We start from the raw sequence: 23802 nt of genomic DNA, 5'->3' as shown, positions 1-23802 counted from the left end.
TCATCATTGAGGTAGGCATGAGCCAGACCGAAGCACGCTTTACCGTCCGCAGCCTGATCCTGACCGCCCTGGTGTCGGTGATCGGCACCATACTGGCCCTCGAGGTCGCCGGCCGGATTGATCATTCCGACAACAAGGATCATGTGCCTGTCGGCGACTTCCAGGCCATCCACGTTGCGCCCGGAGAGGATTTCCGGATGTCTCCAAAGGCCTCGGAACTGCATGCCGCCTGTGAAGATGGCTACCTGGCCATCGCCGCCGACGAGGATCCGTCATTCCTCGGCATCCTGGTGGACTACAAGAATCGTGGCGTACGCTGTACCCGCCCATCGCCAACCGCGCCCGCCGTTCCGAAGCAGGAGCCCGCCAATGAGTGAGGGTCCGAAGACGCCGGAGCAAACCACGGACCGCCTGTTTGCCACCGAACGCAAGCCGGAAGACTTCCGGTTCGACGCGTCCGTCGCCCGGGTCTTCCCGGACATGATCCGTCGCTCGGTGCCCGGCTACACCACGATCATTCCGATGATCGAAGTGATCACGGAGCAATACGCCCAGCCGGACTCCCACTGCTACGATCTGGGCTGTTCCCTGGGCGCCTCGACCCTGGCCATGCGCCATGGCATCCGGCACGATGACTGCCGCCTGTTCGGTGTCGACAACTCGGATGCCATGATCGAACGTTGCGAGCACTATGTGGCGCTGGACGATTCATCGGTACCGGTGACGCTTCGGTGCGAGGACATACTCACGACCGAGCTGAGCAACGCCTCGGTAACGACGCTTAATTTCACGCTCCAGTTCGTACCGCCGGAACAACGTACCGATCTCCTGACCCGTATTGCGTCAGCGACCCGGCCCGGAGGTGTCCTGATCCTGTCGGAGAAGATTCGCTTCGAGTCCGACGCCGAACAGGACATACAAACCCGCCTGCATCACGAGTTCAAACGGGCCAACGGCTACTCGGATCTGGAAATCAGCCAGAAGCGGACGGCCATCGAGCAGGTACTGATTCCCGAGACCCTGGCCGCCCATCGGGAGCGACTGCTGAGTGCAGGATTCGAGCGGGTGGTGCTTTGGTACCAATGCTTCAATTTTGTATCCATGCTGGCCATCAAGGCCGACTGACATCCGACCCTTACCATGACCCGATTTGACTGGCAGTCCACTTTCAATCCTGTACTGAACGCCCTCGACAAGGACGGCCTTCAGGACTGGGCAGAGCTGCTCAGGGAGCAGTTCCGGCACAAGTTTGATGATCATCCCCACGGCGACCTGGGACGCTGGCAGGACGCACTGGCATCGCTCCCCGCCCTGGGCCCGGCGAACGCCGGCCTCAACACCTCCGCAGTTACTCTGGAGGCGCCGAGTCCCCTATCTGCTTCGATCCGCGAGCAAATTGAACGAGGACTCAGGGGGCTCATGCCCTGGCGCAAAGGTCCTTTCCGGTTCTTCGGCATCGACATCGATACCGAATGGCGATCGGACTGGAAATGGGATCGGGTCGCGCCCCACCTCTCGGACCTGAACGGTCGACAGATTCTGGATGTGGGCTGTGGCTCGGGCTATCACTGCTGGCGTATGTACGGTGCCGGCGCCCGACGGGTCATCGGCATTGATCCGGGCCTGCTGTTCCTGTTCCAGTTCCTGGCCGTTAAAAACTATCTTGGCGACGTGCCTGTGGATCTCCTGCCGGTGCGGATGGAAGACCTTCCGACTGGACTGGAAGCGTTCGATACCACGTTTTCAATGGGCGTGCTCTATCATCGCCGCTCACCACTGGACCACCTCCTGGAATTGAAAGGCACGTTGCGCCGCGGCGGGGAACTGGTGCTGGAAACTCTGGTCGTGGACGGCCCCGAGGGCTACAGCCTGATGCCAGAGGATCGTTATGGCCAGATGCGTAACGTCTGGTTCCTGCCCAGTTGCGATACGCTGCTGCGCTGGTTACAACGGACCGGTTTCCGGGATGCCCGGGTGGTGGATGTCTCGGTGACCACCACCGAGGAGCAACGCTCGACAGACTGGATGCGATTCAACTCACTTCAGGATTTCCTGGATCCGGAGGACCCCTCCCGGACCATTGAAGGCTATCCGGGGCCAAAACGCGCAACGGTTATTGCGACCAAGCCCTGAAACGCAAAGACCCCGCAACTGCGGGGTCTTTGAAAGCAACCGAGCGATCACCCACCAAACGGGTGGCGCAGTGTAATCGTCTCGATCCGGTCCGGACCGGTAGAGATGATGTCGATCGGCGCCTCGATCTGCTCCTCCAGGAAACGGATATAAGCCTTGGCATTCTCCGGAAGCTGGTCAATGCTGGTGAGGCCAACGGTGCTCTCGCTCCAGCCCGGCAGTTCCTCGTATACCGGCTCGATGTCCTTGTAGCTGTCGCAACCGATAGGCGGACGGAAGATTTCGCCATTCGGAGTCTTGTATCCCACGCAGACCTTCACGGTTTCCAGACCGTCGAGCACGTCCAGTTTGGTCAGGCAGATGCCGGAGACACTGTTGATCTGGATCGCGTGGCGCAGCGCCACAGCGTCAAACCAGCCACAACGACGTGAACGGCCGGTGGTCGTACCAACTTCGTTACCCTTAACCGCAAGGTGCTTACCCATGTCGTCAAACAATTCGGTCGGAAACGGACCCGAACCCACCCGGGTGGTGTAGGCCTTGGTGATACCCAGCACATAGTCCAGGAACAGCGGGCCAAATCCGGAACCGGTTGCGGTGCCACCAGCCGTGGTGTTGGATGACGTCACGTACGGGTAGGTTCCAAGATCGATATCCAGCAGTGAGCCCTGGGCACCCTCAAACAGGATATTTTCACCACGCTTGCGGAGGTCGTGAATAATGTCGGTCACGTCCGCGGACATGGGCAGGATTTCCTCACCCATCTGGTGCAACTCTTCCAGAGCCGCGTCGATGTCTTCGGCCTCTTCCTTGTAGTATTCAGTCAGGACGAAGTTGTGGTAGGCCATGATTTCCCGCAGCTTTTCTTCAAAGTCGGCGGGATTGCAGAGATCACCCAGACGAACGCCGCGCCGGGAGACCTTGTCTTCATAGGCCGGACCAATGCCACGACCAGTGGTACCGATCTTGTCGTTACCGCGGGCCCGCTCGCGAGCCTGGTCGATTCGTACGTGGGTACGAAGAATGATCGGACAGGCGAGACTGATTTTCAGGCGCTCTCTCACTGCGACGCCATTGCTCTCGAGCTCCCGAACCTCTCTCAACAGCGCTTCCGGAGAGAGCACAACCCCGTTCCCGATCAGGCACTGGACATCCTGGCGAAGGATTCCGGAAGGAATAAGGTGCAGAGCCGTCTTCTTACCCTCGATCACCAGGGTATGACCGGCGTTATGGCCACCCTGAAACCGAACCACAGCCGATACTTTGTCGGTCAACAGGTCGACGATCTTACCTTTGCCTTCGTCACCCCATTGGGTGCCCAGCACAACAACATTCTTACCCATGATTCGCTCTCGATTCAGTCCAGAGATTCGACGACCCACTGGCCATCTTTTTTAACCAATTGCCGGTCACACCCTCGAGTGGCCGGATTGCAACCTTCATCCTCGGGCAATGCCCGGACCACTGCTTCGGTCAGCCGCAGTCCCGATATGACGCCTTCCAGGGCAGGATCCTGGTCGGCTGGGGCCCATATCGCTCCCTGCCTCTGGACCACACGCTCCCCCAGGGAGACCAGCGCTCGAATGTCCAGGCTGAAACCGGTTGCAGGACGCGCGCGGCCAAAATCGCTTCCGATCGCATCGTATCGGCCACCCTTGGCCACCGAATCCCCATGGCCAGGCACATAGGCGGCAAACACCAGGCCGGTATGGTAGTTGTATCCCCGGAGCTCACAGAAATCGAACCCGAAACTGATCTCAGGAAAATCACGGGCGAGCATCCGGGACACACGCTCCAATTGATCCAGGGCACTGTCGAGTGCTTCGGAGGCACCGCTGAGAACCTGACGCGCCTCGTCCAGCGCTTCCGGGCCACCGCTGACCCGGGCCAGCCGACGCAATCGGCTGCCAGCCGAGCCCTCCGGACATTCACCCAGCAACTCATCGAGCTCGGGCACGGACTTACGGGCCATCGCATCAAAAATCGCGGCTTCGGTATCACGGTCGAACTCGGCCTCGCCAACCAGGCTCTCGTAAATGGCGACGTGGGCCAGATCCAGGTGGATACGAGGCAGCCCCGCGACTCGCAATGTCTCCAGCATGAGGCTGATCACTTCCATGTCCGCAGATTCGGAGGCACTACCAAACAGTTCACAGCCTGCCTGAATGGGCGTACGGCCGGTCAGCATGTGGCGGGGGCGGGTATGCAGCACATGCCCGGCATAGCAAAGTCGGGTAATCCCTTCCTCGCCCAGGGTATGGGCGTCGATACGGGCAGCCTGGGGGGTCATGTCCGCACGGACTCCCATCATGCGCCCCGTGAGCTGATCCGTCAGTTTGAAGGTCTGCAGCTCCAGGTCATGACCGGTACCGGTAAACAATGACTCCAGGTATTCAATGAGCGGCGGGATCACCAGCTGGTAGCCCCAGCGCTGGCACGTATCCATTACATCCCGTCGAAGCGATTCGATCCGTCCGGCCAGCGGCGGCAGAATGTCCTCTACCCCGTCCGGCAGTAACCAGCGATCAGATACTGTCATGAGATTCCGTTGGCTGTGGTGTCCGCGACGACCGGTTGGCCTGCACGGACGCTCAGGATTTGTGACGTAGTCGGCGTCCGGAAAAACCCGAAACAAAACCGACCGAATTCTACACGGTTGTCAGGCACAAAAAAACCGGAATACCGCAGCATTCCGGTTCTCTAAACAGGGCACCCTCAGTTGGAGGCGCCCCTGGGGCTCTTCAGGAACTTCAGGAAGTCGCTGTCAGAATCGATGACCATCACGTCATCCTTGTTTGCAAACGCCTTCTGATAGGCTGACAGACTCCGGTAAAAGCTATAGAAATCCGGATCCTTGCTGTAGGCATCGGCGTAAATCTTGGCCGCCGTACCGTCACCTTCACCCCGGGTTTTCTCGGACTTGGCGAAGGCTTCAGCCAGGATGACGGTCTTCTGGCGATCCGCATCAGCCCGGATGCCCTCGGCCGCTTCCTTACCGCGGGAGCGGAATTCCTGGGCCAGTTTTTCCCGTTCCGTAGACATCCTGCGGTAAACGTTCTGACTCACCTGCTTGGGCAGCTCGATTGCCTTGACGCGGATATCAAGCACCCGAATGCCGAATTCCGAAATCGACGTTTCGTTCACCTGGTCACGTAGCGTATGCATCAGCTCGTCCCGCTGGCCGGTGACCACTTCATGCATCGTACGAACGCCGAACTCGTTACGCAGGCCGTTGTCGATGCGGGAGGACAGCAACGACTGTGCGCTGAACTCATTACCGCCGGTCGCCCGGTAGAAGGTATCGACATCGCTGATTTGCCAGGCGATGTAAGAATCGACATCAAGCGGCTTCTTTTCCACTGTCAGATACTGCCGGGACGGCAGATCCATGGTCAGTACCCGAACATCGAATTGCCGCACCTGGTCGATCACCGGCACCTTGAAATGAATGCCCGGACCGACGTTGGTCTCAATCAGTTCACCAAAGCGCAACAGCACGCCCCGGTGAGTTTCAGGAATGATGTAAACACTGGAGGTGACCACCAGAACAACGATCAAGGCCCCAGCAAGACCGATAATACTTTTCGGACCCATTGATTATCTCCCCGTCCTGGAATTGGCACTTTGACGATTGCGCAGTTCGCGCAGCACCTGGTCTGTCACCGACTGGATGTCGACCTGGCCAGATGCGTTACCGGAACCACCCGAGCTACTGCTCTGGCTGGAAGAACCCGACCGGCCCTTCATCATCTGATCCAGGGGCAGATACATCATGTTGCTGGAAGACTTGGTGTCGACCAACACCTTGCTGGTATTGGACATGACGTTCTCCATCGCCTGCAGGTACATGCGCTCACGGGTAACGCCCGGCGCCTGCGAGTAGGCTTCCAGCAAATCCAGATAACGCGCCGTCTCACCCTTGGCGGACTCGGTCACCCGGGATTTATAGGCGTTTGCTTCCTCGACCAACCGCTGGGCCTGACCCCGAGCTTCCGGCACAATCTTGTTCCGGTAGGTCTCGGCCTCTTCAACGAGACGCTGCTCGTCCTCCCGGGCCCGCTGGACTTCACGGAACGCGTCCTGAACCGCAGCAGGCGGCTGTGTGCTTTCAACGTTCACCCGAATGATCTGAAGTCCGGCACCATACTCCTGGAGAAACGCCTGCAGGCGCTGTTCCACGTTGATCGCCAGTTCCGCACGCCCTTCGGTCAGCACGGCATCCATGGTGGCGTTGCCCACCTCGTGACGCAGGGCACTATCGGTGGCGAATGCCAGCGCCTGATTGGAATCACGTACGTTCAACACGTAGTCCCGGGCGTTACTCACCCGGTACTGGACCTGAAGGTCCACGGAAACGAGGTTCTCATCCTGGGTCAGCATCTGACCCTGGGACTCTGCGGTGCGCACACTGGTGACCCGCACCTTGTAGACGTCATCAATGAGAGGCACCTTGAAACGAAGACCGGGATCCTCGGTTCTGGAATACTCACCGAAACGAAGAACGACAGCACGCTCCTGCTCGTCAACGGTATAGAAAGACTGATAGATCACGTAGCCAACAACGAGAATGACTGCGATTGCCAGAATGGCACCGTAGCCACCCGCGCTACCACCGGTATTCCCGCCGCCGGACTTGCCGCCTTTACCGCCCAGCATGCGATTCAGCTTGTCGAGGCCTTTTTTCAGCGCCTCGTCGAGGTCTGGCGGTCCCTGATCATTGCCGCGACGACCGCCCCCGGTTCCCCAGGGATCGTTGTCATTACGGTTTCCACCCGGTTCATTCCAGGCCATAGTGCTCTCCGTTCCTTATCATGTCGAATGGCTGCAAATACTAGGGATTTATCAACGCCCCGGCAATAGCTGCCAGCTCAAGCCCGGCTCTCATCAAGCCGGACCTCATGCTCCTTCATTCCCGCCCGGCTCAGCAACTGGAGCCAGTCGCGGTTTTGCAATCTCACCTCCACCACGCTCTCGCCGGTGTCACGGTGGTCTTCACTCAGTACCGATCCGGCTTCATGCAGCAGCGCCCGGAGTTTCCCGTCGGTCGGCCCGAGCAGCACAAAATAGTGGACAACGTCTTCCGCCAGCCGCTCAACGACCGCATCGAACAGGATGTCGATCCCATCGCCGGTCACCGCTGAAACCCAAACCCTCACCGGAATCCCTTCTTCGTTCCGGTCAATGCGGGGCACAAAACCGTCCAGAAGATCGATTTTGTTGAACACCTGTAATACGGGGATTTCGTCCGCACCGATCTCTGCCAGCACGCCCTCAACCTGATCGATGTTGTCATCCCGACGGTGGTCATGACAATCGATAACGTGCAGCAACAGACTCGCTTCCGTCGTTTCTTCCAGAGTGGCCCGGAATGCTTCGACCAGTTTGTGGGGCAAATGCCGGATGAAGCCGACCGTGTCCGCCAATACGACCGGCCCGATGTCAGGAAGTTCAAGACGACGGAGAGTGGGATCCAGTGTGGCGAACAACTGGTTAGCGGCATAGACCGTCGAGGTGGTCAGTCGGTTGAACAGCGTTGATTTGCCGGCGTTCGTGTAACCCACCAGCGACACGGTAGGAATATCCGCCCGATGACGCGCCCGACGCCCCTGGTTACGCTGACGACGAACCTTCTCAAGGCGCTTGTGGATCGACTTGATCCGCTCCCGGAGCAGACGGCGGTCGGTTTCCAGCTGGGTCTCGCCGGGCCCGCGGAGACCGATACCACCCTTCTGACGCTCAAGGTGCGTCCAGCCCCGAACCAGCCGGGTCGACATGTGCTCCAGCTGGGCCAGTTCGACCTGGAGTTTCCCTTCGTGCGTTCGTGCCCTCTGGGCAAAAATGTCCAGGATCACCCCGGTCCGGTCCAGGACACGGCACTTGAGTTCCCGCTCGATGTTGCGTTCCTGGCTCGGGCTCAACGCGTGATTGAACAGAACCACGTCCGCCTCGTAGGCCGCGATCGCATCCCGAATTTCTTCAAGCTTGCCCTCACCAACAAACAGGCGAGGGCTCGGCTGCTTCCGGGAACCGGTAACCACGACAACCGGCTCTACACCGGCCGACGTGACCAGCTCACGAAACTCATCGGGATCTTCCACATCATCGTGGGCGGTAAATTCGATGTGGACCAGCACCGCCCTTTCACCAACATCGGGACGCTCAAACAAAGGGTAACAACTCCAGGATCACAAAAGCTCAAAGGCCAAAAAAGAAACACCCGCGCTCCTCGAACCGATTACGGCTCTCGGAAACGCGGGTGGCAAAACCTGCTTTACCGGACAGATCAGTCCTCGGACTCACCTTCACCTGCCGGGTTCTGCGGCGGAACGCGAACGTTACGAGCAGGCACCACTGTAGAAATTGCGTGCTTGTAGACCATCTGGCTGACAGTATTTTTCAGCAGAATCACGAACTGGTCGAAAGATTCAATCTGGCCCTGGAGCTTGATGCCATTGACCAGAAAGATGGAAACCGGGATGCGTTCCTTGCGCAAGGCATTCAGGTAAGGGTCTTGTAACGAGTGCCCTTTTGACATGTGTATTCTCCTGTTTTGAGTAATTGCAGATCGTCATTTTTCAGATTTTAATGTGGTGCGTTGTCCGATTTTTTTCAAGGCTGTCGCGACCATAAGTTTATCGTCACTGTCCAGCCAATGGACATCGGACCATTTGCGCAACCAGGTGAGCTGACGCTTCGCCAACTGTCGCGTTGCCGCCACACCGGAATTTACAAATGCTTCATAATTCGTCACGCCTGACAAATACGCCCAGGCTTGTCGGTACCCGACGCAGCGCATCGAGGGCATTTCCGAATGAAGGTCGCCCCGGGCCTTGAGACCCCGAACCTCGTCCAGAAAACCCGCCTCCAGCATCAGCCGGAAACGGCGTTCGATCCGCTCATGGAGGTCCGCACGCGCCCGGGGAGCCACCGCAAGCTGCGTTACAGTATACGGTAGCACATCGCCTTCGTCTGCCTGCCAACGCGTGAAATAGGTGTAATCCTCGACGCCTCCCGCCGGATCAGGGGCATTAACGTCCGGCCCCGCCTGCCAGAACGATGAAATGGGTTTCCCGGTCAGGCGAATGACTTCTACTGCCCTCATCAGACGCTGCCGGTTATTGGGATGGATCATACGGGCCGCAACCGGATCGATCCGTTCAAGCTCTTCGTGGAGCGCCTGCCAGCCCTGTTCATTGGCTTCCCGCTCAATCCCGGCCCGAAGTTCCGCATTGGCTGAAGGCAAGCCAGACATGCCATGCATCAGAGCCTTGAAATACATCATGGTCCCGCCCACCAGGAGAGGAATCCGCCCCTGTTTGGTGATGCTCGCCATTTCCGCCAATGCATCACGCCGAAAATCCGCAGCCGAGTACGTCTCCGCCGGATCGCAGATATCGATCAGACGATGCGGTGCCCGGGCCAGCTCCTCGGCAGAGGGCTTGGCCGTACCAATATCCATGCCCCGGTAAATCAGTGCCGAATCCACGCTGATAATCTCGCAGGGCAGGTGCTCACAAAGGGCCAAAGCCAGGTCCGTCTTGCCGGAGGCAGTGGGTCCCATCAGGAAGATGGCAGGCGGGCGTTGCTCCGGGGCATTCTGTTCTGTCATCCGCTCGACCTATCGCCCCCGCAGGAAAAGCTTGTCCAGTTCGCTCAACGTGACCAGTGTCCAGGTCGGCCGGCCGTGATTGCACTGCCCGCTCCGCTCGGTTGCCTCCATATCCCGCAACAGCGAGTTCATTTCCGGTATGGTCAACTGTCGGTTGGCCCGAACCGAACCATGGCACGCCATGGTGCCCAACAGCTCATGGGTGACCGCTTCGACACGGTCGCTCTGACCGTGCTCGATAAGGTCAGCCAGCACATCCCGGACAAGCTGCTCGGTATCGGCGCCACGCAGCAGTGCGGGAACCTGGCGCACCGCCAGGGTTTCCGGTCCGATCCGCTCAATCTGCAGCCCCAGCTGATGCAGTTCCTCACCGTGGATCTCCGCGAGCGCCGCCTCTTTCTGGCTGACCGCAAGCGATACCGGCACCAGCAGAGGCTGACTCTTGAGATCCTGCTCCGCCAGCGCCCGCTTCATTCGTTCATAGGTAATCCGTTCATGGGCGGCGTGCATATCGACCACCACCATCCCGGCGCGACTCTGGGCCAGGATGTAGATACCGTGGAGCTGGGCAATGGCGTATCCGAGTGGGGGTTCGTCACCGGCATCCGCCGGCGGCGTTGGCGCGGTTTCCGGCAGGTTTGAAACCGGGCGCGCTGGCTGCTCGGTAACGCCACCACCGCCATTGAGCGACTGGTAAAACGCCATCTGGTCACTGGCCTGCCATTCCTGCCTTGGCGGATTCGGGTTCCAGTTGCCACCGGCGCCGGAGTACCCGCTTGGCGCCCCTGACATCGCGCCACCAACCTCGGCCCCGGCGCCGGCCATTGAATCCACCAGGGCCCCCTGAGCCGCAGTTTCGCGACCGACAGACTGGGCAACCGCCCCGCGCAGATGATCATCGGGCCGGACATCCGCCAAGGCCCGGTGCAGGGTTCGAAAAATAAAGTCGTGTACCAGACGGCCATCCCGGAAACGCACTTCGTGTTTCGTGGGATGGACATTGACGTCCACGGTCGCCGGGTCGACTTCCAGATACAGCACGAACGCGGGATGGCGGTTGTTGTAGAGCACATCCCGATAGGCCTGCCGGACTGCGTGAGCGACGAGCTTGTCCCGGATCACACGGCCATTTACAAAGAAATACTGCAGGTCGGCCTGGCTCCGGGAAAACGTCGGCAGCGCCACCCAGCCCCAGAGCCGAAGACCGGTTGCTTCGGCATCGATCACCACAGCGTTGTCGATAAACTGCTGACCACACAGCGCGCCGATCCGCCGCTCCCGGTCCAGCGAGGATTCCGCCGGCCTCAGGCTCTGAACCACTCGCTGGTTGTGGCGGAGGGTGAATCCTGCGTCGAAGCGACTCAGCGCCTGGCGACGGACACACTCCTCAACATGATTGAATTCGGTCTTTTCAGTGCGCAGAAATTTTCGCCGTGCAGGCGTGTTGAAGAAGAGATCACGAACCTCCACGGTAGTCCCGACCGGGTGCGCCGCCGGAGAAATGCGAGCGTCCATCTCCCGCCCCTCGACTTCCACCCGGGAGGCGGCCTCCTGAAACTCGGTCCGGGAGGTCAGGGTCAGCCGGGAAACCGAACTGATACTGGCCAGGGCCTCGCCACGGAACCCCAGCGACGCCACGGACTCGAGATCCTCAAGGCTGGTAATCTTGCTGGTTGCGTGTCGGCTCAGAGCCAGCGGAAGGTCGTCCTCACCAATCCCGCACCCGCTGTCCCGGACGCGAATCAGCTTGGCACCGCCCTGTTCGATTTCCACATCGACCCGCGCAGCGCCGGCGTCCAGCGCATTTTCAACCAACTCTTTGACGACCGATGCGGGACGCTCCACCACCTCGCCGGCGGCGATCTGGTTTGCCAGCCGCGGCGAGAGCAAATGAATGTGGGGCATGTTTCGGGAAAACCTCTTGATCAGGATGCAGGAATACGAATGGTTTGCCCTACCATAACACGGTCATCACTCAAGCCGTTAAAGCGCATCAACTCGTTGACGGAAACCTCGTTTTCCCGTGCCACCTGCGACAGTGTATCGCCCCGCTGGATGCGGTACTGACTGATCCCGTCACTGACGTCGCCATGCTTTTTCTTCCAGGCGAGAAGCGTCCCCGGCGGGGGCGTTTTCCGGAAATATTCATCGATACCGCTGACAACCGCGTTGGCAATCCGGTTACGGTACCACTCCGTCGACAGGTTCTTTTCCTCCCGCGGATTGGAGATAAAGCCGGACTCGACCAGAATTGATGGGATGTCCGGGGATTTGAGCACCACGAACGCGGCCTGCTCTACCCGGGATTTATGCAGTTTTGCCACATCGTCCAGATTGCTGAGTACGGAACCGCCGACGCCGAGGCTGGCATTGATACTCGCCGTCATTGAAAGGTCCAGTAGCACTCCCGCCAGCATATCGTCCTTGCCATCAAGCGAAACGCCTCCGGTGCCGCCAATCAGATCCGAGCGGTTTTCCGATTGCGCCAGCCATCGCGCTGTCTCACTGGTGGCACCTCGCTGCGACAGGGCAAACACCGAGGCACCCCTCGGCTGCGGCGTACGGAAGGCATCGGCATGAATCGATACAAACAGGTCGGCGTTGTACTTCCGCGCCAGCACCGTGCGGTTCCGAAGCCCGACATAGTAGTCTCCGGTACGCGTGAGCTTGGCGGTATAACCAGGTTTCTGATTAATGATCGCAGCGACCTTCTTCGCCAGCTTCAGAACGATATCCTTTTCCTTGGTACCGTGCGGACCACTCGCGCCGGGGTCCTCCCCGCCGTGGCCGGGATCCACCACCACAACCACATCGCGCTTGCCGGTGGCATCCTGGGTGACCGTTGGCTGTGTGGCTTTCTCGATCCGTGTACCGTTCTCGTCAATGAGGTCCACAACCAGCCTGTGGCCATACTGCTGGTTGGGCTCCAACTGGAAACTACGTGGTTTGACGGCGCTTTTCAGATCCAGGACGACCCTGAGATCGTGACCGTGTCTCGGCGCACTCCGAATCTGGCGGATCGGACTTCCGGAGAGGTCCAGAGCGTCCAGATTCGTCTTCAGAGACGCGTTCTTCAAATCGATGACCAGACGGTCAGGTCCGCTCAGGGCAAAGACGTTGTGTTCCACCGGTCCGGTCAGATCCAGCACCAGGCGAGTGTGATCGGGGGCAGGCCAGATACGCGCATCCTTTATACGATCGCCCGCCCAGGCATTCAGCACCAGCAAACTACCGGCGATAAACACAAGGGCCCTCAAAATACCACGATTCTTCCAGTCCATACCGCTATACCTGCAGACTTGAGACATACCCGACCGTCAATGATGCGGCCCGATCAATTCCAGTTCATTCATCAGGTGAGCCCCGCGAGCCGACCGCGCGCGGAGGACAACAGAACGCCCCTCACCTTCCCGCTCGAGATGGATTTCCAGGTCGGGCTCGGGCAAAACACCCTGCCCCCGCTCCGGCCACTCGACCAGGCACAGATTCTCGTCCGAGAAATAATCCCGGATCCCCATGTATTCCAGCTCTTCCGGATCTCCGAGCCGATAAAGATCAAAATGATAGGCTCTCGGCTTGAGATGCTCGTACGGCTCTACCAGGGTATAGGTCGGACTTTTGACCGCCCCTTCATGGCCCAGGCCGTGCATTACGCCGCGGCTCAGGGTCGTCTTGCCCATTCCCAGATCGCCCTCTAGAAAAACCACCAGGCCGCATTCCGATTCAACAGCCCGTCGCGCCAGTTCGCGGCCAAGTTGTTCCGTCTCTGCTTCGCCGTCCAGAAACAGGCGTCGCTCATTCCCGTAAATGGTCATCAATCCTCCTGCAAACCGGGTACAGGAAACTCAATCGGGCGGAAGACTGCCGGCAGGGCATCAATCACGTCCGCCGGTATCATCCCCATGTATCCTTTGTCCCGGGAAGCCAGGTTCGCCGCCTCCAGATGAGCACAAGCCCCGAGTGTGGCGGCTCTGGACATATCGTCCAGCTGTCCGGCCAGTGCGCCAATAACACCTGCCAGAACATCCCCCATGCCGCCGGTCGCCATTCCCGGGTTGCCACCGCCGACAATATCCACCGTTTCTCCGCCCCGGGCTATCACCGTACCTGCGCCTTTCAGCAAGACGGTTCCACCAAAGGTGCTCTGGAGCTTTCTTGCCGCCGAGACCCGATCGTTCTCCACCTCGGCAACCGAGCAGCCCAACAGCCGTGCGGCTTCGCCCGGATGCGGCGTCAGAATCTGCCGATCGGACAGGACAGCGACCCGCGCGGCCATCAGATTCAGCGCGTCGGCATCCAGCACCCTGGGCTTCTCGGACGCCAGCACCTGCTGAAGCATCTGCTGCCCCCAGGATCCGGTACCGATGCCCGGACCACACACCACCACCGACGCAGCTTCCAGCATGGGACCAAGCTCGGAGCCGTGAATAATCCCGTGAGCCATGACCGAGGGGCACCGGGCCAGTGCCGCCGACACGTGTTCTGGTCGAGTGGCCAGGGTAACCAGGCCGGCCCCGGACCTGGACGCAGCCTCAGCCGCCATCAATCCGGCTCCGCCAAATCCGCGTTCACCGGCAATCACCAGCACATGGCCAAACCGCCCTTTGTGAGCGTTGGCCGGCCGCGCAGGCAACCAGGAACCGATCCGGTCGAGAAAGCGCAGGCAGGCCAGGGGCGTTTGACCGCTGCCCCCGAGAGCGTCCGCGGTTCCGAGCGCATCAAACAAGATCTCACCACATACGGCGGCTCCCTGTCCGGTAAACAGCCCGGCCTTGAGACCAATAAACGTTACCGTCAGGTCTGCCCGGACCACGTCGCCTGCCGCAGCCCCTGTGGTTGCATTCAGTCCGGAGGGTAAATCCACGGCCAGCACTGGTACCGGGACATCATTGGTTCGCCGGATCAAGTCGGCAAACACACCCCGAGGCGCGCCGGATACGCCTGTTCCGAGCATGGCATCGACGATCAGCCGGGCCTGTTCGAACAACCTCCCCAACTCGGACTCATCAAGGTCATCAAGTTCCCGGACCACCACACCATCGGACAACGCCTTTTGCCAGGCCTTGCGGGCGTCTCCCGCCAGTTTCTCGGTAGGTGCCACTGCAATACAGTGCACCTCCAGCCCATGACGATGGGCATTGGCTGCCACCAGATAGCCATCGCCACCATTGTTGCCGGCACCACAAAGAACCAGCAACGGACTGATGTCCGGCCACCGGCCCATCAAACGACGGAAGGCAGCGCGGGCCGCGCCCTGCATCAGCTCGAAACCGTCAACGCCCAGCTCATCGATCACAAACCGGTCGATCTGCCGAACGGCATCGGCGGAGTAGAGGTCGTCTGGTAGACTATGCGGAGATTGTGGCGGCATGAGCCAGAGCTCCCGTTACAGAAACCGGTTTAAGAAAATTGGCCAGATCTCTGTAAAGCATAGCAAAACAGCGAAAAAGGTCATAACTTAATCAGATTAAAGATCCATTGGATGATTTTCTCGCCCACCCCCCGTGCATTGCCCCATGAATGACCTGACGCCAGAACAACCGCCAACCCCACCACTGGCCGACCTGCCCGGCACCATTCGTCAGTGGGCCAGGGAGCTCGGCTTTGCGGATGCAGGCATTACCCTTCCCGACACCGGAGAGCATGCCCGATACCTGAAAAGCTGGCTGGCAAGCGGTTATCAGGGTGAGATGGAATACATGGGCCACCACGGCAACAAGCGCTACACGCCCACAGCATTGGTACCGGGGACGGCCCGGGTCATTTCGGTCCGCATGGACTACCTGCCACTTCCCGACAGCCCGAAACAAGTACTCACTAACCGTGAGACCGCCTATGTCACGCGCTATGCCCTTGGTCGGGATTACCACAAGCTGATGCGCAAGCGGCTCGCGACCCTGGCCAAATGGATCGACGACGCTGTCGCCGGCTATGACCATCGCGCCTTTGTCGACAGTGCGCCGGTTCTTGAACGGGCACTGGCGCAACGGGCCGGCCTGGGCTGGATAGGCAAGAACAACATGCTGATTCACCCGAAAGCCGGTTCGTTCTTCTTCCTCGGGGAGATTTTCACCAGCGCCCCGCTGCCAGTGGACCCGCCCTTCGAGAGCGATCACTGCGGCAGCTGTTCGGCGTGCCTGGAGGTCTGCCCGACAGACGCGTTTGTGGGCCCCCACTTACTCGATGCCCGCCGCTGCATCAGCTACCTGACCATCGAGCTGAAGGGCTCTATCCCGGAAGAGCTGCGCCCACTCATGGGCAATCGGGTCTTCGGGTGTGACGATTGCCAGCTGGTCTGCCCCTGGAACAAGTTCAGCAAACCCACCGATGAGCAGGACTTCCAGCCAAGGCACGGCCTGGACAATACGTCATTGGCTGAGCTGTTTCTCTGGTCCGAGACCGAGTTCCTGAACCGCACGGAAGGTTCCGCGATCCGTCGGACGGGCTATGAGGGCTGGCTACGGAATCTTGCAGTTGGCCTTGGCAATGCTCCCTCAACCATCCCGGTGATCGAGGCGCTCAAACAGCGGGCCGACCACCCTTCTGATCTGGTCAGGGAGCATGTCCAGTGGGCGCTCGCCCGCCACGGCATTACACTTTGAAGAAATTTTCCCGGTAGTGGCGCAACTCATTGATGGAATCACGGATGTCATCAAGGGCAAGATGGCTGCCTTTTTTCTTGACCCCATCCAACACGTCGGGGCGCCAGCGACGGGCCAGTTCCTTGATGGTAGAAACGTCCAGGTTCCGGTAATGGAAGAAGGATTCGAGTTCCGGCATGTATTTCACCAGGAAGCGGCGGTCCTGGCCGATGCTGTTACCGCATAAGGGGGACTCGCCCGCACCCAGGTGTTTGTTCAGGAACGCCAGCGTCTGCTGCTCCGCTTCGGCCTCGTCGATGGTACTTTCCTTGACCCGTTGGGTCAGGCCGCTGGCACCGTGGGTTCTGGTGCACCACTCGTCCATGGCATCCAGCAGACTGTCCGGCTGATGGACGGCGATGACGGGGCCTTCGGCGATAATGTTCAATTCAGCGTCAGTAATGATCGTGGCCATTTCGATGATCCGCTCTTTTTCCGGATCCAGGCCGGTCATTTCCAGGTCGATCCATACGAGGCGATTGCCTTCAGACATCTTTTCCTAACCTTCTGGTCTGGGTGACGGCTTGAGGCGACCTCAAGCCCGAAATTGGACACTATGGTCGCGCCAACCCTCAACATAGTAAAGCGGCCCACCATTGATTCCAGTATGATGGCACGGACCACAAGGAACATTCACGGCATTCTCTGATTCATCTATGGCAAAACGGCGACTGAACAAACAGCAGCAATGGCGTATCCAGAAAATCCAGCAGGAACGGGCCGCCCGTGCGGCACGGAAGGAAAAAGCCATTGAGCAACAGACCGAGGCCGGAGAACTGGGGCAGGAACAGGAAGGTCTGATCATTGCCCACTATGGTCAACAGCTGGATGTCGAAGCACTTGAGGGTCAGGACCGGGGTACCGTGTTCCGGTGCTTCGTGCGTGCCAATATCGACAACCTTGTGACCGGTGACAAGGTAATCTGGCGACCGGGCAAAAACGACGCCGGCGTGATTGTCGCCCGGTGCGACCGTCGGAACCTGCTACAACGCCCTGACAACTTCGGGGCATTGAAGCCTGTGGCAGCGAACATCGATCACATCATTCTGGTCATTGCACCGGAGCCCGAACCCCACGACAACCTGATCGACCGGTATCTCGTTGCCTCAGAGACCACCGATATCCCGGCGGTGATCCTGCTCAACAAGACCGACCTCATCACCGACGCCAATTGCGATGCCATTGAACAACTGCTTCATCGCTACGAGTCTCTCGGATACGAGGTGGTGCGCACGTCCGCCGCCGAAGCCGGAGACCAGCCTTCCCCGGAGGTCACTGCCCTGGTGAAGGATCAGACAAGTGTTTTCGTTGGCCAGTCCGGGGTGGGCAAATCCTCGATCATCCAGACCCTGCTGCCCGATGAATCGCTGCGGGTGGGCGCAGTCTCAGAGAGCACCGGCAAGGGGATCCATACCACCACGACCGCCAAACTGTTCCACCTGCCCCTGGGCGGGGATCTTATCGATTCGCCGGGCATTCGGGAGTTCGGTCTCTGGCACATGACGCCGCAGGAAATCGAGTACGGTTTTCGGGAAATCCGCGAGCTCATCGGAACGTGCAAGTTCCGGAACTGCCGCCACATGGGGGACCCGGGGTGCGCGCTGGAGGCAGCGGCGGCCGAGGGCCGGATCAGCCCGGAGCGTCTCCGGAGCTTTCACCGGATCCTGGCCGACATGGCCGAGCAACAGTCCCGTGGGCTCACGATCGACTAGGCAACAATCCGGCGCGCCGCTTACCAGTTGAGCTCGCCGGGCGCGGGCTTCGGCTTGTCCTGCTGCCAGTCACCCGCTTTGAGTTTGTCCATCGCCTGCTGGGCTTCGGCATCGGTGGGGCGGGTCAGATCAATCACCGGCACATCGCCACCACCGGCGCTGTGCTGGATGTCCTCGGCGGTCTTCTTATTGAGCACGATAATGGAAATCCGTCGATTCACCGGTGCGGTGGGATTTTCCTTGTCGAAAAGCACTGAATCGGACAAACCGACCACCCGGGCGATCTGCTCAGGCCGCACACCACCAGCCACAAGGGCCCGCCGTGCGGTATTGGCCCGATCTGCCGACAACTCCCAGTTGGTGTACCCCGGTCGCCCATTGAAAGGCGTCGCATCGGTATGCCCCGTAATACTGAGTTTGTTGTTCACCGAGCCCAGGGTCTTGGCCAACTCGAACAGGATCTCCTGGGAATAATACTTGAGCTCGGCCCGCCCACTGTCGAACATCGGTCGCCCGGAGCGGTCGACAATCTGAATGCGCAGCCCTTCATCGGTAATGTCGATGAGGAGCTGATCCTTGAACTCCTGAAGGGTCTTGTTCTGCTCAATCCGCTGCTTGAGCTCCTGGAAAAGCTCCTGCATGCGTCGTTTTTCAAGTGTGTCGGAGAGCTGGTCGACGACTTCGTCCTTGATCTGAACCTGGCTGTCTGCGACGTCCTGGGTGGCCTCATTCACCACAGACGCGCTGCCCTCGAGATCGACGGGATTGGGAGAGCCGCCTTCGGTGAAACCCACCGGATCCCGAAAATACCCTTCAACCGCCAACTTCTGTTCCGGACTGGCGGTGGAAGTGAGCCAGAGCACCAGAAAGAACGCCATCATGGCCGTGGCAAAATCGGCAAACGCGACCTTCCAGGAACCGCCATGGTGACCACCAACGACCTTTTTCTTGCGTTTGATGATGATCGGCTGATCTTCACCCGCCATGCTTCAGCTCCCGACGCCTATCACGAGGATCACTTCGAACGGACATGATCGTTGAGTTCCTGGAAACCCGGGCGCTTGTCGGTGGGCAAGGCCTTGCGGCCGAATTCGATTGCCATTTGCGGCGCCTGGCCGGAGACCGTCGCCACCAGGGCCGCCTTGACGCATTCGTAGGCTTTCAACTCGTATTTACAGGCATGTTCCAGAGCAATGGATGCAGGACCCACGAATCCATAGCCCATAAAGATACCCATAAACGTACCGACCAGGGCCGCTGCCACACTGTGGCCGATTTTTTCCGGCCCCTCCGACATGAAATTCATGGTGACAACGATGCCCAGCACTGCTGCCACGATACCCAGTCCCGGCAACGCGTCTGCAATCTTGTTAACGGCATGAGCCGGTTCCTCCAGCTCGTGCTGACGACTGTCGATCTCGTTCTCCATCATGCCTTCGAGCTCATGGGTGGCCATATTGCCAGCACTGATGATGCGCAGGTAGTCGGTAATGAAGGCCAGCAGATCCTTGGATTTCATGACGGCGGGATAGCGACTGAAGATCTGACTGGACTCGGGATTGTCGATATCTTCCTCAATCGACATCACGCCCTGCTTTCGGGACTTGTCGAAGATCTCATACATCAGGCTGAGCAGGTCCATGTAAAAAGCCTTGTTGTAGGGTGATCCGGTAATCAGCCGCATACCCTTGCTGAACACTTCCTTGACGGTATGCATTGGATTGGCAATCACAAACGACCCCAGTGCCGCACCGAAAATGATCAGGACTTCCGTGGGCTGCCACAGAACCATGAGATTACCGCCGTGCAGGGTGAAACCGCCCAGTACACAGGCCACAACAACAATCGAACCAATAATCAGCAACATGGGATACTTCGCAAACCTTATGGTTATGTAATCGGCTTCTGCCAGACGCCAGCGCGCAAAAAACTTTCTGATAATAGCAAGGAGCCGCAGGAACCGCGAAGCCGTGAAACAATTTCTATACACGCCCGCGGATTTGGTAAACTTCCGCACCCTGAAATCAAAGGTATCGTTTTAATGCTCGATAAACTGTTCGTACTGAGCCAGTACGTCACACCCCAACTGGCCGTCTCACGCCTTGCCGGGAGACTGGCGGATAACGACCGCACCCCGGCACTGAAAAACCGCGTGATCAAATGGTTTATCGACCGCTATGGCGTAAACATGAGTGAAGCAGCGGAACCGGACTTCACCGCGTATCCGAGCTTCAACGCCTTTTTTACCCGTGCCCTCAAACCCGGCATCCGGCCCGTTGCAGATGGCGATGAGGTCGTGGTGAGCCCGGTCGACGGAGCCATCTCGCAGCTCGGCTCGGTCACCGGCGACCGCGTCTTCCAGGCCAAGGGCCAGTCGTTCAGCCTGATCGAGCTGCTGGGTGGCGATAACCAGCGCGCCCAACCCTTTGCCGGAGGCGAGTTCGCGACAATCTATCTGTCTCCGAAGGATTATCATCGCATCCATATGCCGATGGCCGGCACCCTGCGGGAGATGGTTTACGTGCCGGGCAAGCTGTTCTCCGTCAACCCGGTGACGGCTGAGAATGTCCCGAACCTGTTCGCCCGCAACGAACGCGTTGCCTGCATCTTCGACACCGACGCCGGACCCATGGCCATGGTTCTGGTGGGAGCCATGATCGTCGGCAGCGTCGAAACCACCTGGTCTGGCGTCGTCGCTCCGGGGAACGGACTGGTTACAGCCTCGGTCTACGAGGGCGAGCAGGCAATCCAGTTTGGCAAGGGCGAAGAAATGGGACGTTTCCGTCTGGGATCAACGGTGATCATGGTCATGCCGAAAGGCAGTGTGCACTGGAACGACGATCAACAGGCGGGCAAAACCGTCAGAATGGGTGAAGCCTTCGGCAGGAAAGCCTGACGAGTTCAGGCTTCCTCAAGCGGAAACGTCAACACCTCGGCAATGTCCGTGAGACCGAGTTTGAGCATCAGCAGCCGATCCAGCCCCAGCGCCACTCCGGCACACTCCGGCAGCCCGTGGTCCAGTGCCGCCAGGAACGCGTCATCGATCGCCATCTCAGGCTTTCCTGACGCGCGCCTGATCCGGTTATCCGCCTGGAACCGTTGCCGCTGCTCTTCCGGGTTGGTCAGCTCCCAGTAGCCGTTACACAGCTCGATACCCTTCAGATAAAGCTCGAAGCGGTGTGCGACCGGAACCCCGCTCTCAACCGAGACCTTCGCGAGCGAAGCCTGGGATGCCGGATAGGACGTGATAAAGACGGGTCTTTCCTGCCCAAGGTTGGGCTCGACCGCAAAGCTCATCAAAAGGTCCAGACAACCATCTCGGCCAAGCCCCGCCAACTGTTCCGGTTCAAGCCATTCCTCGCAGCGACGGCGCAGGGTGCGATCGGATGCTTCAAACGGGTCCACGTGAGCCCATGCAATCATGGCATCCCGATAGGAAAGCGTATCCGGGCGTTCGCACTGGAGCCAGTTGCAGACCAGGTCCGCCACTTCCCCCATCAGCTCGTCGTCACTGAAACCCGGCCGGTACCACTCAAGCATCGAGAACTCCGGGTTGTGACGACGGCCTCGCTCGCCATCGCGAAACACCCTGGAAACCTGATAAATCGCCCCAGCCCCTGCGGCCAGAAGCCGTTTCATGTGATATTCAGGCGATGTCTGCAACCAGCCTACTTGCACGCCTGGCGCGGACACGGTCACAGCGACAGGGTCAAGATTGGGATCGGTCACACCAAATCGGCCGAGCGCAGGCGTCTCGACTTCAAGGACCCCTCTTTCAGCAAAAAAGCCGCGCACAAAGGCCAGTTGCTGTGCGCGGCTTTTCAGGACGGCCAATGACGCATGGGGGCGCCAGGCCGGCTGTTCACTCATGGCTAATCAGCTGCTTTTGACGCGGTTAACGTATTCACCGGAGCGGGTATCCACCTTGAGGACCTCGCCAATAGTGATAAACAAAGGCACGTTCACCACCGCACCGGTCGACAGGGTTGCCGGCTTGGAACCGCCCTGCGCCGTATCACCCTTCATGCCGGGGTCCGTGTCCACAACCTCGAGCTCGACAAAGTTGGGCGGGGTGACCGTGAGAGGTGAGCCGTTGTAGAGGGTCACGGTGTAAACGTCCTGCTCCTTGAGCCACTTCACCGTATCGCCGACCGCCTTGGCGTCCGCCGGGAACTGCTCAAAGGAACCGTCGGTCGCCATGAAATGCCAGAATTCACCATCGCTGTACAGGTATTCCATGTCCTGATCGATCACGTCCGCCGACTCCAGGGTTTCCCCGGACTTGAACGTCCGCTCCCACACCCGGTTGGTCATCAGGTTACGCAGCTTCACCCGGTTGAATGCCTGACCCTTACCGGGCTTTACGAACTCGTTTTCCAGAATGATGCAGGGGTCTCCGTCGAGCAAAACCTTAAGACCGCCGCGGAATTCATTGGTAGAATATGAAGCCATGAAATGTCCACCTGACAGTATGTCGTTTAAATTTGAAAGGTCGCTATGATACAGCGAACCCCCGCCCGTATAGAAGCCCAAGAGCTTGAAGTCGCCTCGGGCAGCTGGCAGACGTTGCTATCCCGATCCATCACCACTCCGGAATCACTGCTTGAGCGCCTGGGCCTGGACGCACAGGCATGGTTTGATGGAGCGTCCGACGGGCACCGCCTGTTTCCGATACGGGTTCCCGAACCGTTTCTGATGCGCATGGAGTACGGTAACGCCCACGATCCGCTGTTGCTACAGGTGCTGCCCCGCAAGGAGGAGCGGGAGAATCGCGACGGATTTGTGCGCGATCCTCTGGCGGAGAACGAAGCCATCCAGACTACCGGACTGATCCGGAAATACCGGAGTCGTGCCTTGCTGATGGTGACGGGCCAGTGCGCCATCAATTGTCGCTACTGTTTCCGGCGTCACTTCCCCTATGACGAGCAGCGTCTGACCCCCGAAGACAGACAAAGGGTCCTGAGGACACTGGAACAGAGCCCCGAGCTCAACGAGGTCATATTCAGCGGTGGCGACCCGCTGGCCGTGAACGATCGATTGCTGTCGCAATGGGCCCGGGATATCGCCCGGATCCCGCATATCCGCAGGCTCAGACTCCATACCCGCCTGCCGGTGGTTATCCCACAGCGGGTCTGCGACACACTTTTGCAGTGGATCCGGGAATCGGATCTGCAGATTGTTATTGTGTTACACGTTAACCATCCTGCCGAGCTTGACGGGCCAACCTACCGGGCCCTGGCCGATCTCCGGGCCGCCGGCGCGACTCTGCTGAATCAGAGTGTCATACTGAGGGATGTCAACGACCGTTCGGAAGTGCTGGCGGCACTCAGCGAACGCCTGTTCGATGCGGGTGTCATACCTTATTACCTGCATGCATTCGATCCTGTCGCCGGCGCCCACCATTTCGATGTCAGCGACGACAAGGCCCGTCGGCTGGTACGAGAGCTGCTCGACCAACTCCCGGGCTTTCTGGTGCCAAAACTTGTCCGGGAAATTCCGGGGCGAACAAGCAAGACACCGCTGGACCTGTTCCCGTGACATCGCGCACAGAAAACACGCGTTCGGGACTTGTCAAAGATTGTCAACACGTGATCTTCTCGCTTTTTGATAATGGTTTGCTATTTTAAAGTCGAGTAGTGTTTAACGATAAAAACATGTATTTACGGCGTTTTCCTGAATAACGTGCAGCAAAGGCCGACCGATGCTG

At 59.2% G+C, this 23802-nt stretch carries 23 protein-coding genes; 7 read left to right on the top strand and 16 right to left on the bottom strand.

The genetic code is table 11. The annotated features are described in order from the left end of the window. Nucleotides 1–17 precede the first annotated feature (17 nt). From MLD04_RS02435 to cmoB, 3 genes are read left to right on the top strand one after another with little or no spacing between them, the layout of a single operon-like run. A complete protein-coding gene (locus MLD04_RS02435) occupies nucleotides 18–377 on the top strand; it encodes a PA3694 family proteiin (RefSeq protein ID WP_248154435.1) in 360 nt (119 codons plus the stop codon). Beyond that, a complete protein-coding gene (cmoA, locus tag MLD04_RS02430; protein WP_248154433.1) occupies nucleotides 370–1125 on the top strand; it encodes a carboxy-S-adenosyl-L-methionine synthase CmoA in 756 nt (251 codons plus the stop codon). Before MLD04_RS02435 ends, cmoA begins: the two co-directional genes overlap by 8 nt. A 15-nt stretch (nucleotides 1126–1140) precedes the next feature. Next, entirely contained in the window at nucleotides 1141–2133 is a 993-nt protein-coding gene (gene cmoB, locus MLD04_RS02425; protein WP_248154431.1) for a tRNA 5-methoxyuridine(34)/uridine 5-oxyacetic acid(34) synthase CmoB, read from the top strand. Nucleotides 2134–2180: 47 nt separating this feature from the next. On the opposite strand, the gene MLD04_RS02420 is transcribed toward cmoB, so the two are convergent. The 11 genes from MLD04_RS02420 to MLD04_RS02370 form a co-directional block, all read right to left on the bottom strand. Further along, nucleotides 2181–3476: an adenylosuccinate synthase gene (locus tag MLD04_RS02420; protein ID WP_248154429.1), complete on the bottom strand. Its 1296-nt coding sequence runs from the start codon at nucleotides 3474–3476 to the stop codon at nucleotides 2181–2183. Nucleotides 3477–3490: 14 nt separating this feature from the next. After that, the gene (locus MLD04_RS02415) at nucleotides 3491–4672 is read right to left on the bottom strand and encodes an ATP phosphoribosyltransferase regulatory subunit (protein ID WP_248154427.1); all 1182 of its coding nucleotides are present in this window, start codon (nucleotides 4670–4672) and stop codon (nucleotides 3491–3493) included. 176 nt (nucleotides 4673–4848) lie between these two features. Then, a complete protein-coding gene (gene hflC / locus MLD04_RS02410) occupies nucleotides 4849–5727 on the bottom strand; it encodes a protease modulator HflC (protein ID WP_248154425.1) in 879 nt (292 codons plus the stop codon). A 3-nt stretch (nucleotides 5728–5730) separates the two neighbouring features. After that, nucleotides 5731–6924, bottom strand: coding sequence for an FtsH protease activity modulator HflK (gene hflK, locus MLD04_RS02405; RefSeq protein WP_248154423.1), 1194 nt, complete (start codon nucleotides 6922–6924; stop codon nucleotides 5731–5733). Nucleotides 6925–7001: 77 nt separating this feature from the next. Further along, nucleotides 7002–8300: a ribosome rescue GTPase HflX gene (gene hflX, locus MLD04_RS02400; protein ID WP_248154421.1), complete on the bottom strand. Its 1299-nt coding sequence runs from the start codon at nucleotides 8298–8300 to the stop codon at nucleotides 7002–7004. Nucleotides 8301–8416: 116 nt separating this feature from the next. Beyond that, nucleotides 8417–8668, bottom strand: coding sequence for an RNA chaperone Hfq (hfq, locus tag MLD04_RS02395; RefSeq protein WP_008938998.1), 252 nt, complete (start codon nucleotides 8666–8668; stop codon nucleotides 8417–8419). Between the two features lie 33 nt (nucleotides 8669–8701). Further along, nucleotides 8702–9742, bottom strand: a complete 1041-nt coding sequence (gene miaA, locus MLD04_RS02390; protein WP_248154419.1) for a tRNA (adenosine(37)-N6)-dimethylallyltransferase MiaA — start codon at nucleotides 9740–9742, stop codon at nucleotides 8702–8704. A gap of 9 nt (nucleotides 9743–9751) precedes the next feature. Further along, complete coding sequence (mutL, locus tag MLD04_RS02385; RefSeq protein ID WP_248154417.1) at nucleotides 9752–11647, bottom strand: DNA mismatch repair endonuclease MutL; 1896 nt, start codon at nucleotides 11645–11647, stop codon at nucleotides 9752–9754. A gap of 20 nt (nucleotides 11648–11667) precedes the next feature. Then, nucleotides 11668–13023 carry an N-acetylmuramoyl-L-alanine amidase gene (locus tag MLD04_RS02380; protein WP_248154415.1) on the bottom strand — a complete coding sequence of 452 codons (1356 nt, stop codon included), beginning with the start codon at nucleotides 13021–13023 and terminating at the stop codon, nucleotides 11668–11670. A gap of 36 nt (nucleotides 13024–13059) precedes the next feature. Beyond that, a complete protein-coding gene (gene tsaE / locus MLD04_RS02375; RefSeq protein WP_248154413.1) occupies nucleotides 13060–13557 on the bottom strand; it encodes a tRNA (adenosine(37)-N6)-threonylcarbamoyltransferase complex ATPase subunit type 1 TsaE in 498 nt (165 codons plus the stop codon). Continuing rightward, nucleotides 13557–15113: an NAD(P)H-hydrate dehydratase gene (locus tag MLD04_RS02370; RefSeq protein WP_248154411.1), complete on the bottom strand. Its 1557-nt coding sequence runs from the start codon at nucleotides 15111–15113 to the stop codon at nucleotides 13557–13559. The genes tsaE and MLD04_RS02370 overlap by 1 nt, the downstream gene beginning before the upstream one ends. A gap of 145 nt (nucleotides 15114–15258) precedes the next feature. On the opposite strand from MLD04_RS02370, the gene queG reads away from it, so the two are divergent. Continuing rightward, nucleotides 15259–16344, top strand: coding sequence for a tRNA epoxyqueuosine(34) reductase QueG (queG, locus tag MLD04_RS02365; protein ID WP_248154409.1), 1086 nt, complete (start codon nucleotides 15259–15261; stop codon nucleotides 16342–16344). On the opposite strand, the gene orn is transcribed toward queG, so the two are convergent. After that, nucleotides 16334–16876, bottom strand: coding sequence for an oligoribonuclease (gene orn / locus MLD04_RS02360; protein WP_248154407.1), 543 nt, complete (start codon nucleotides 16874–16876; stop codon nucleotides 16334–16336). The two genes, queG and orn, sit on opposite strands and share 11 nt — an antisense overlap. 163 nt (nucleotides 16877–17039) lie before the next feature. Here orn and rsgA point away from each other — a divergent pair, with 163 nt between their 5' ends. Further along, nucleotides 17040–18095 (top strand): small ribosomal subunit biogenesis GTPase RsgA, encoded by a 1056-nt coding sequence (gene rsgA, locus MLD04_RS02355; protein ID WP_248154405.1) that lies wholly within the window; start codon nucleotides 17040–17042, stop codon nucleotides 18093–18095. A gap of 20 nt (nucleotides 18096–18115) precedes the next feature. Here rsgA and motB read toward each other — a convergent pair whose 3' ends face one another. Both motB and motA read right to left on the bottom strand, forming a co-directional pair. Continuing rightward, a complete protein-coding gene (motB, locus tag MLD04_RS02350) occupies nucleotides 18116–19081 on the bottom strand; it encodes a flagellar motor protein MotB (RefSeq protein ID WP_248154403.1) in 966 nt (321 codons plus the stop codon). 29 nt (nucleotides 19082–19110) lie between these two features. Continuing rightward, the gene (motA, locus tag MLD04_RS02345) at nucleotides 19111–19962 is read right to left on the bottom strand and encodes a flagellar motor stator protein MotA (protein ID WP_248154401.1); all 852 of its coding nucleotides are present in this window, start codon (nucleotides 19960–19962) and stop codon (nucleotides 19111–19113) included. Between the two features lie 174 nt (nucleotides 19963–20136). Here motA and asd point away from each other — a divergent pair, with 174 nt between their 5' ends. Further along, nucleotides 20137–20991: an archaetidylserine decarboxylase gene (gene asd / locus MLD04_RS02340; protein WP_248154399.1), complete on the top strand. Its 855-nt coding sequence runs from the start codon at nucleotides 20137–20139 to the stop codon at nucleotides 20989–20991. Nucleotides 20992–20996: 5 nt separating this feature from the next. Here asd and epmA read toward each other — a convergent pair whose 3' ends face one another. Both epmA and efp read right to left on the bottom strand, forming a co-directional pair. Further along, entirely contained in the window at nucleotides 20997–21965 is a 969-nt protein-coding gene (gene epmA, locus MLD04_RS02335) for an EF-P lysine aminoacylase EpmA (protein WP_248154397.1), read from the bottom strand. A 6-nt stretch (nucleotides 21966–21971) separates the two neighbouring features. After that, nucleotides 21972–22547 (bottom strand): elongation factor P, encoded by a 576-nt coding sequence (gene efp / locus MLD04_RS02330; protein ID WP_008939011.1) that lies wholly within the window; start codon nucleotides 22545–22547, stop codon nucleotides 21972–21974. 45 nt (nucleotides 22548–22592) lie between these two features. On the opposite strand from efp, the gene epmB reads away from it, so the two are divergent. Further along, nucleotides 22593–23633, top strand: a complete 1041-nt coding sequence (epmB, locus tag MLD04_RS02325; RefSeq protein ID WP_248154395.1) for an EF-P beta-lysylation protein EpmB — start codon at nucleotides 22593–22595, stop codon at nucleotides 23631–23633. Nucleotides 23634–23802 lie beyond the last annotated feature (169 nt).

The sequence above is a fragment of the Marinobacter koreensis genome, from assembly GCF_023156285.1.
Lineage (GTDB): Bacteria > Pseudomonadota > Gammaproteobacteria > Pseudomonadales > Oleiphilaceae > Marinobacter > Marinobacter koreensis.
The sequence above is the reverse complement of the archived record's forward strand: the minus strand, read 5'-3'. Positions and strand labels throughout refer to the sequence as shown.

What these genes read in the sequence shown, in the direction of transcription:
- MLD04_RS02370 (WP_248154411.1), bottom strand. Translation starts at nt 15,113, where the DNA reads ATGCCGCCACAATCTCCGCATAGTCTACCAGACGACCTCTACTCCGCC.
- motA (WP_248154401.1), bottom strand. Translation starts at nt 19,962, where the DNA reads ATGTTGCTGATTATTGGTTCGATTGTTGTTGTGGCCTGTGTACTGGGC.
- asd (WP_248154399.1), top strand. Translation starts at nt 20,137, where the DNA reads ATGCTCGATAAACTGTTCGTACTGAGCCAGTACGTCACACCCCAACTG.
- cmoB (WP_248154431.1), top strand. Translation starts at nt 1,141, where the DNA reads ATGACCCGATTTGACTGGCAGTCCACTTTCAATCCTGTACTGAACGCC.
- rsgA (WP_248154405.1), top strand. Translation starts at nt 17,040, where the DNA reads ATGGCAAAACGGCGACTGAACAAACAGCAGCAATGGCGTATCCAGAAA.
- miaA (WP_248154419.1), bottom strand. Translation starts at nt 9,742, where the DNA reads ATGACAGAACAGAATGCCCCGGAGCAACGCCCGCCTGCCATCTTCCTG.
- queG (WP_248154409.1), top strand. Translation starts at nt 15,259, where the DNA reads ATGAATGACCTGACGCCAGAACAACCGCCAACCCCACCACTGGCCGAC.
- epmB (WP_248154395.1), top strand. Translation starts at nt 22,593, where the DNA reads ATGATACAGCGAACCCCCGCCCGTATAGAAGCCCAAGAGCTTGAAGTC.
- cmoA (WP_248154433.1), top strand. Translation starts at nt 370, where the DNA reads ATGAGTGAGGGTCCGAAGACGCCGGAGCAAACCACGGACCGCCTGTTT.
- MLD04_RS02415 (WP_248154427.1), bottom strand. Translation starts at nt 4,672, where the DNA reads ATGACAGTATCTGATCGCTGGTTACTGCCGGACGGGGTAGAGGACATT.
- mutL (WP_248154417.1), bottom strand. Translation starts at nt 11,647, where the DNA reads ATGCCCCACATTCATTTGCTCTCGCCGCGGCTGGCAAACCAGATCGCC.
- hflC (WP_248154425.1), bottom strand. Translation starts at nt 5,727, where the DNA reads ATGGGTCCGAAAAGTATTATCGGTCTTGCTGGGGCCTTGATCGTTGTT.
- epmA (WP_248154397.1), bottom strand. Translation starts at nt 21,965, where the DNA reads ATGAGTGAACAGCCGGCCTGGCGCCCCCATGCGTCATTGGCCGTCCTG.
- efp (WP_008939011.1), bottom strand. Translation starts at nt 22,547, where the DNA reads ATGGCTTCATATTCTACCAATGAATTCCGCGGCGGTCTTAAGGTTTTG.
- motB (WP_248154403.1), bottom strand. Translation starts at nt 19,081, where the DNA reads ATGGCGGGTGAAGATCAGCCGATCATCATCAAACGCAAGAAAAAGGTC.
- orn (WP_248154407.1), bottom strand. Translation starts at nt 16,876, where the DNA reads ATGTCTGAAGGCAATCGCCTCGTATGGATCGACCTGGAAATGACCGGC.
- MLD04_RS02435 (WP_248154435.1), top strand. Translation starts at nt 18, where the DNA reads ATGAGCCAGACCGAAGCACGCTTTACCGTCCGCAGCCTGATCCTGACC.
- MLD04_RS02380 (WP_248154415.1), bottom strand. Translation starts at nt 13,023, where the DNA reads ATGGACTGGAAGAATCGTGGTATTTTGAGGGCCCTTGTGTTTATCGCC.
- hfq (WP_008938998.1), bottom strand. Translation starts at nt 8,668, where the DNA reads ATGTCAAAAGGGCACTCGTTACAAGACCCTTACCTGAATGCCTTGCGC.
- tsaE (WP_248154413.1), bottom strand. Translation starts at nt 13,557, where the DNA reads ATGACCATTTACGGGAATGAGCGACGCCTGTTTCTGGACGGCGAAGCA.
- hflK (WP_248154423.1), bottom strand. Translation starts at nt 6,924, where the DNA reads ATGGCCTGGAATGAACCGGGTGGAAACCGTAATGACAACGATCCCTGG.
- MLD04_RS02420 (WP_248154429.1), bottom strand. Translation starts at nt 3,476, where the DNA reads ATGGGTAAGAATGTTGTTGTGCTGGGCACCCAATGGGGTGACGAAGGC.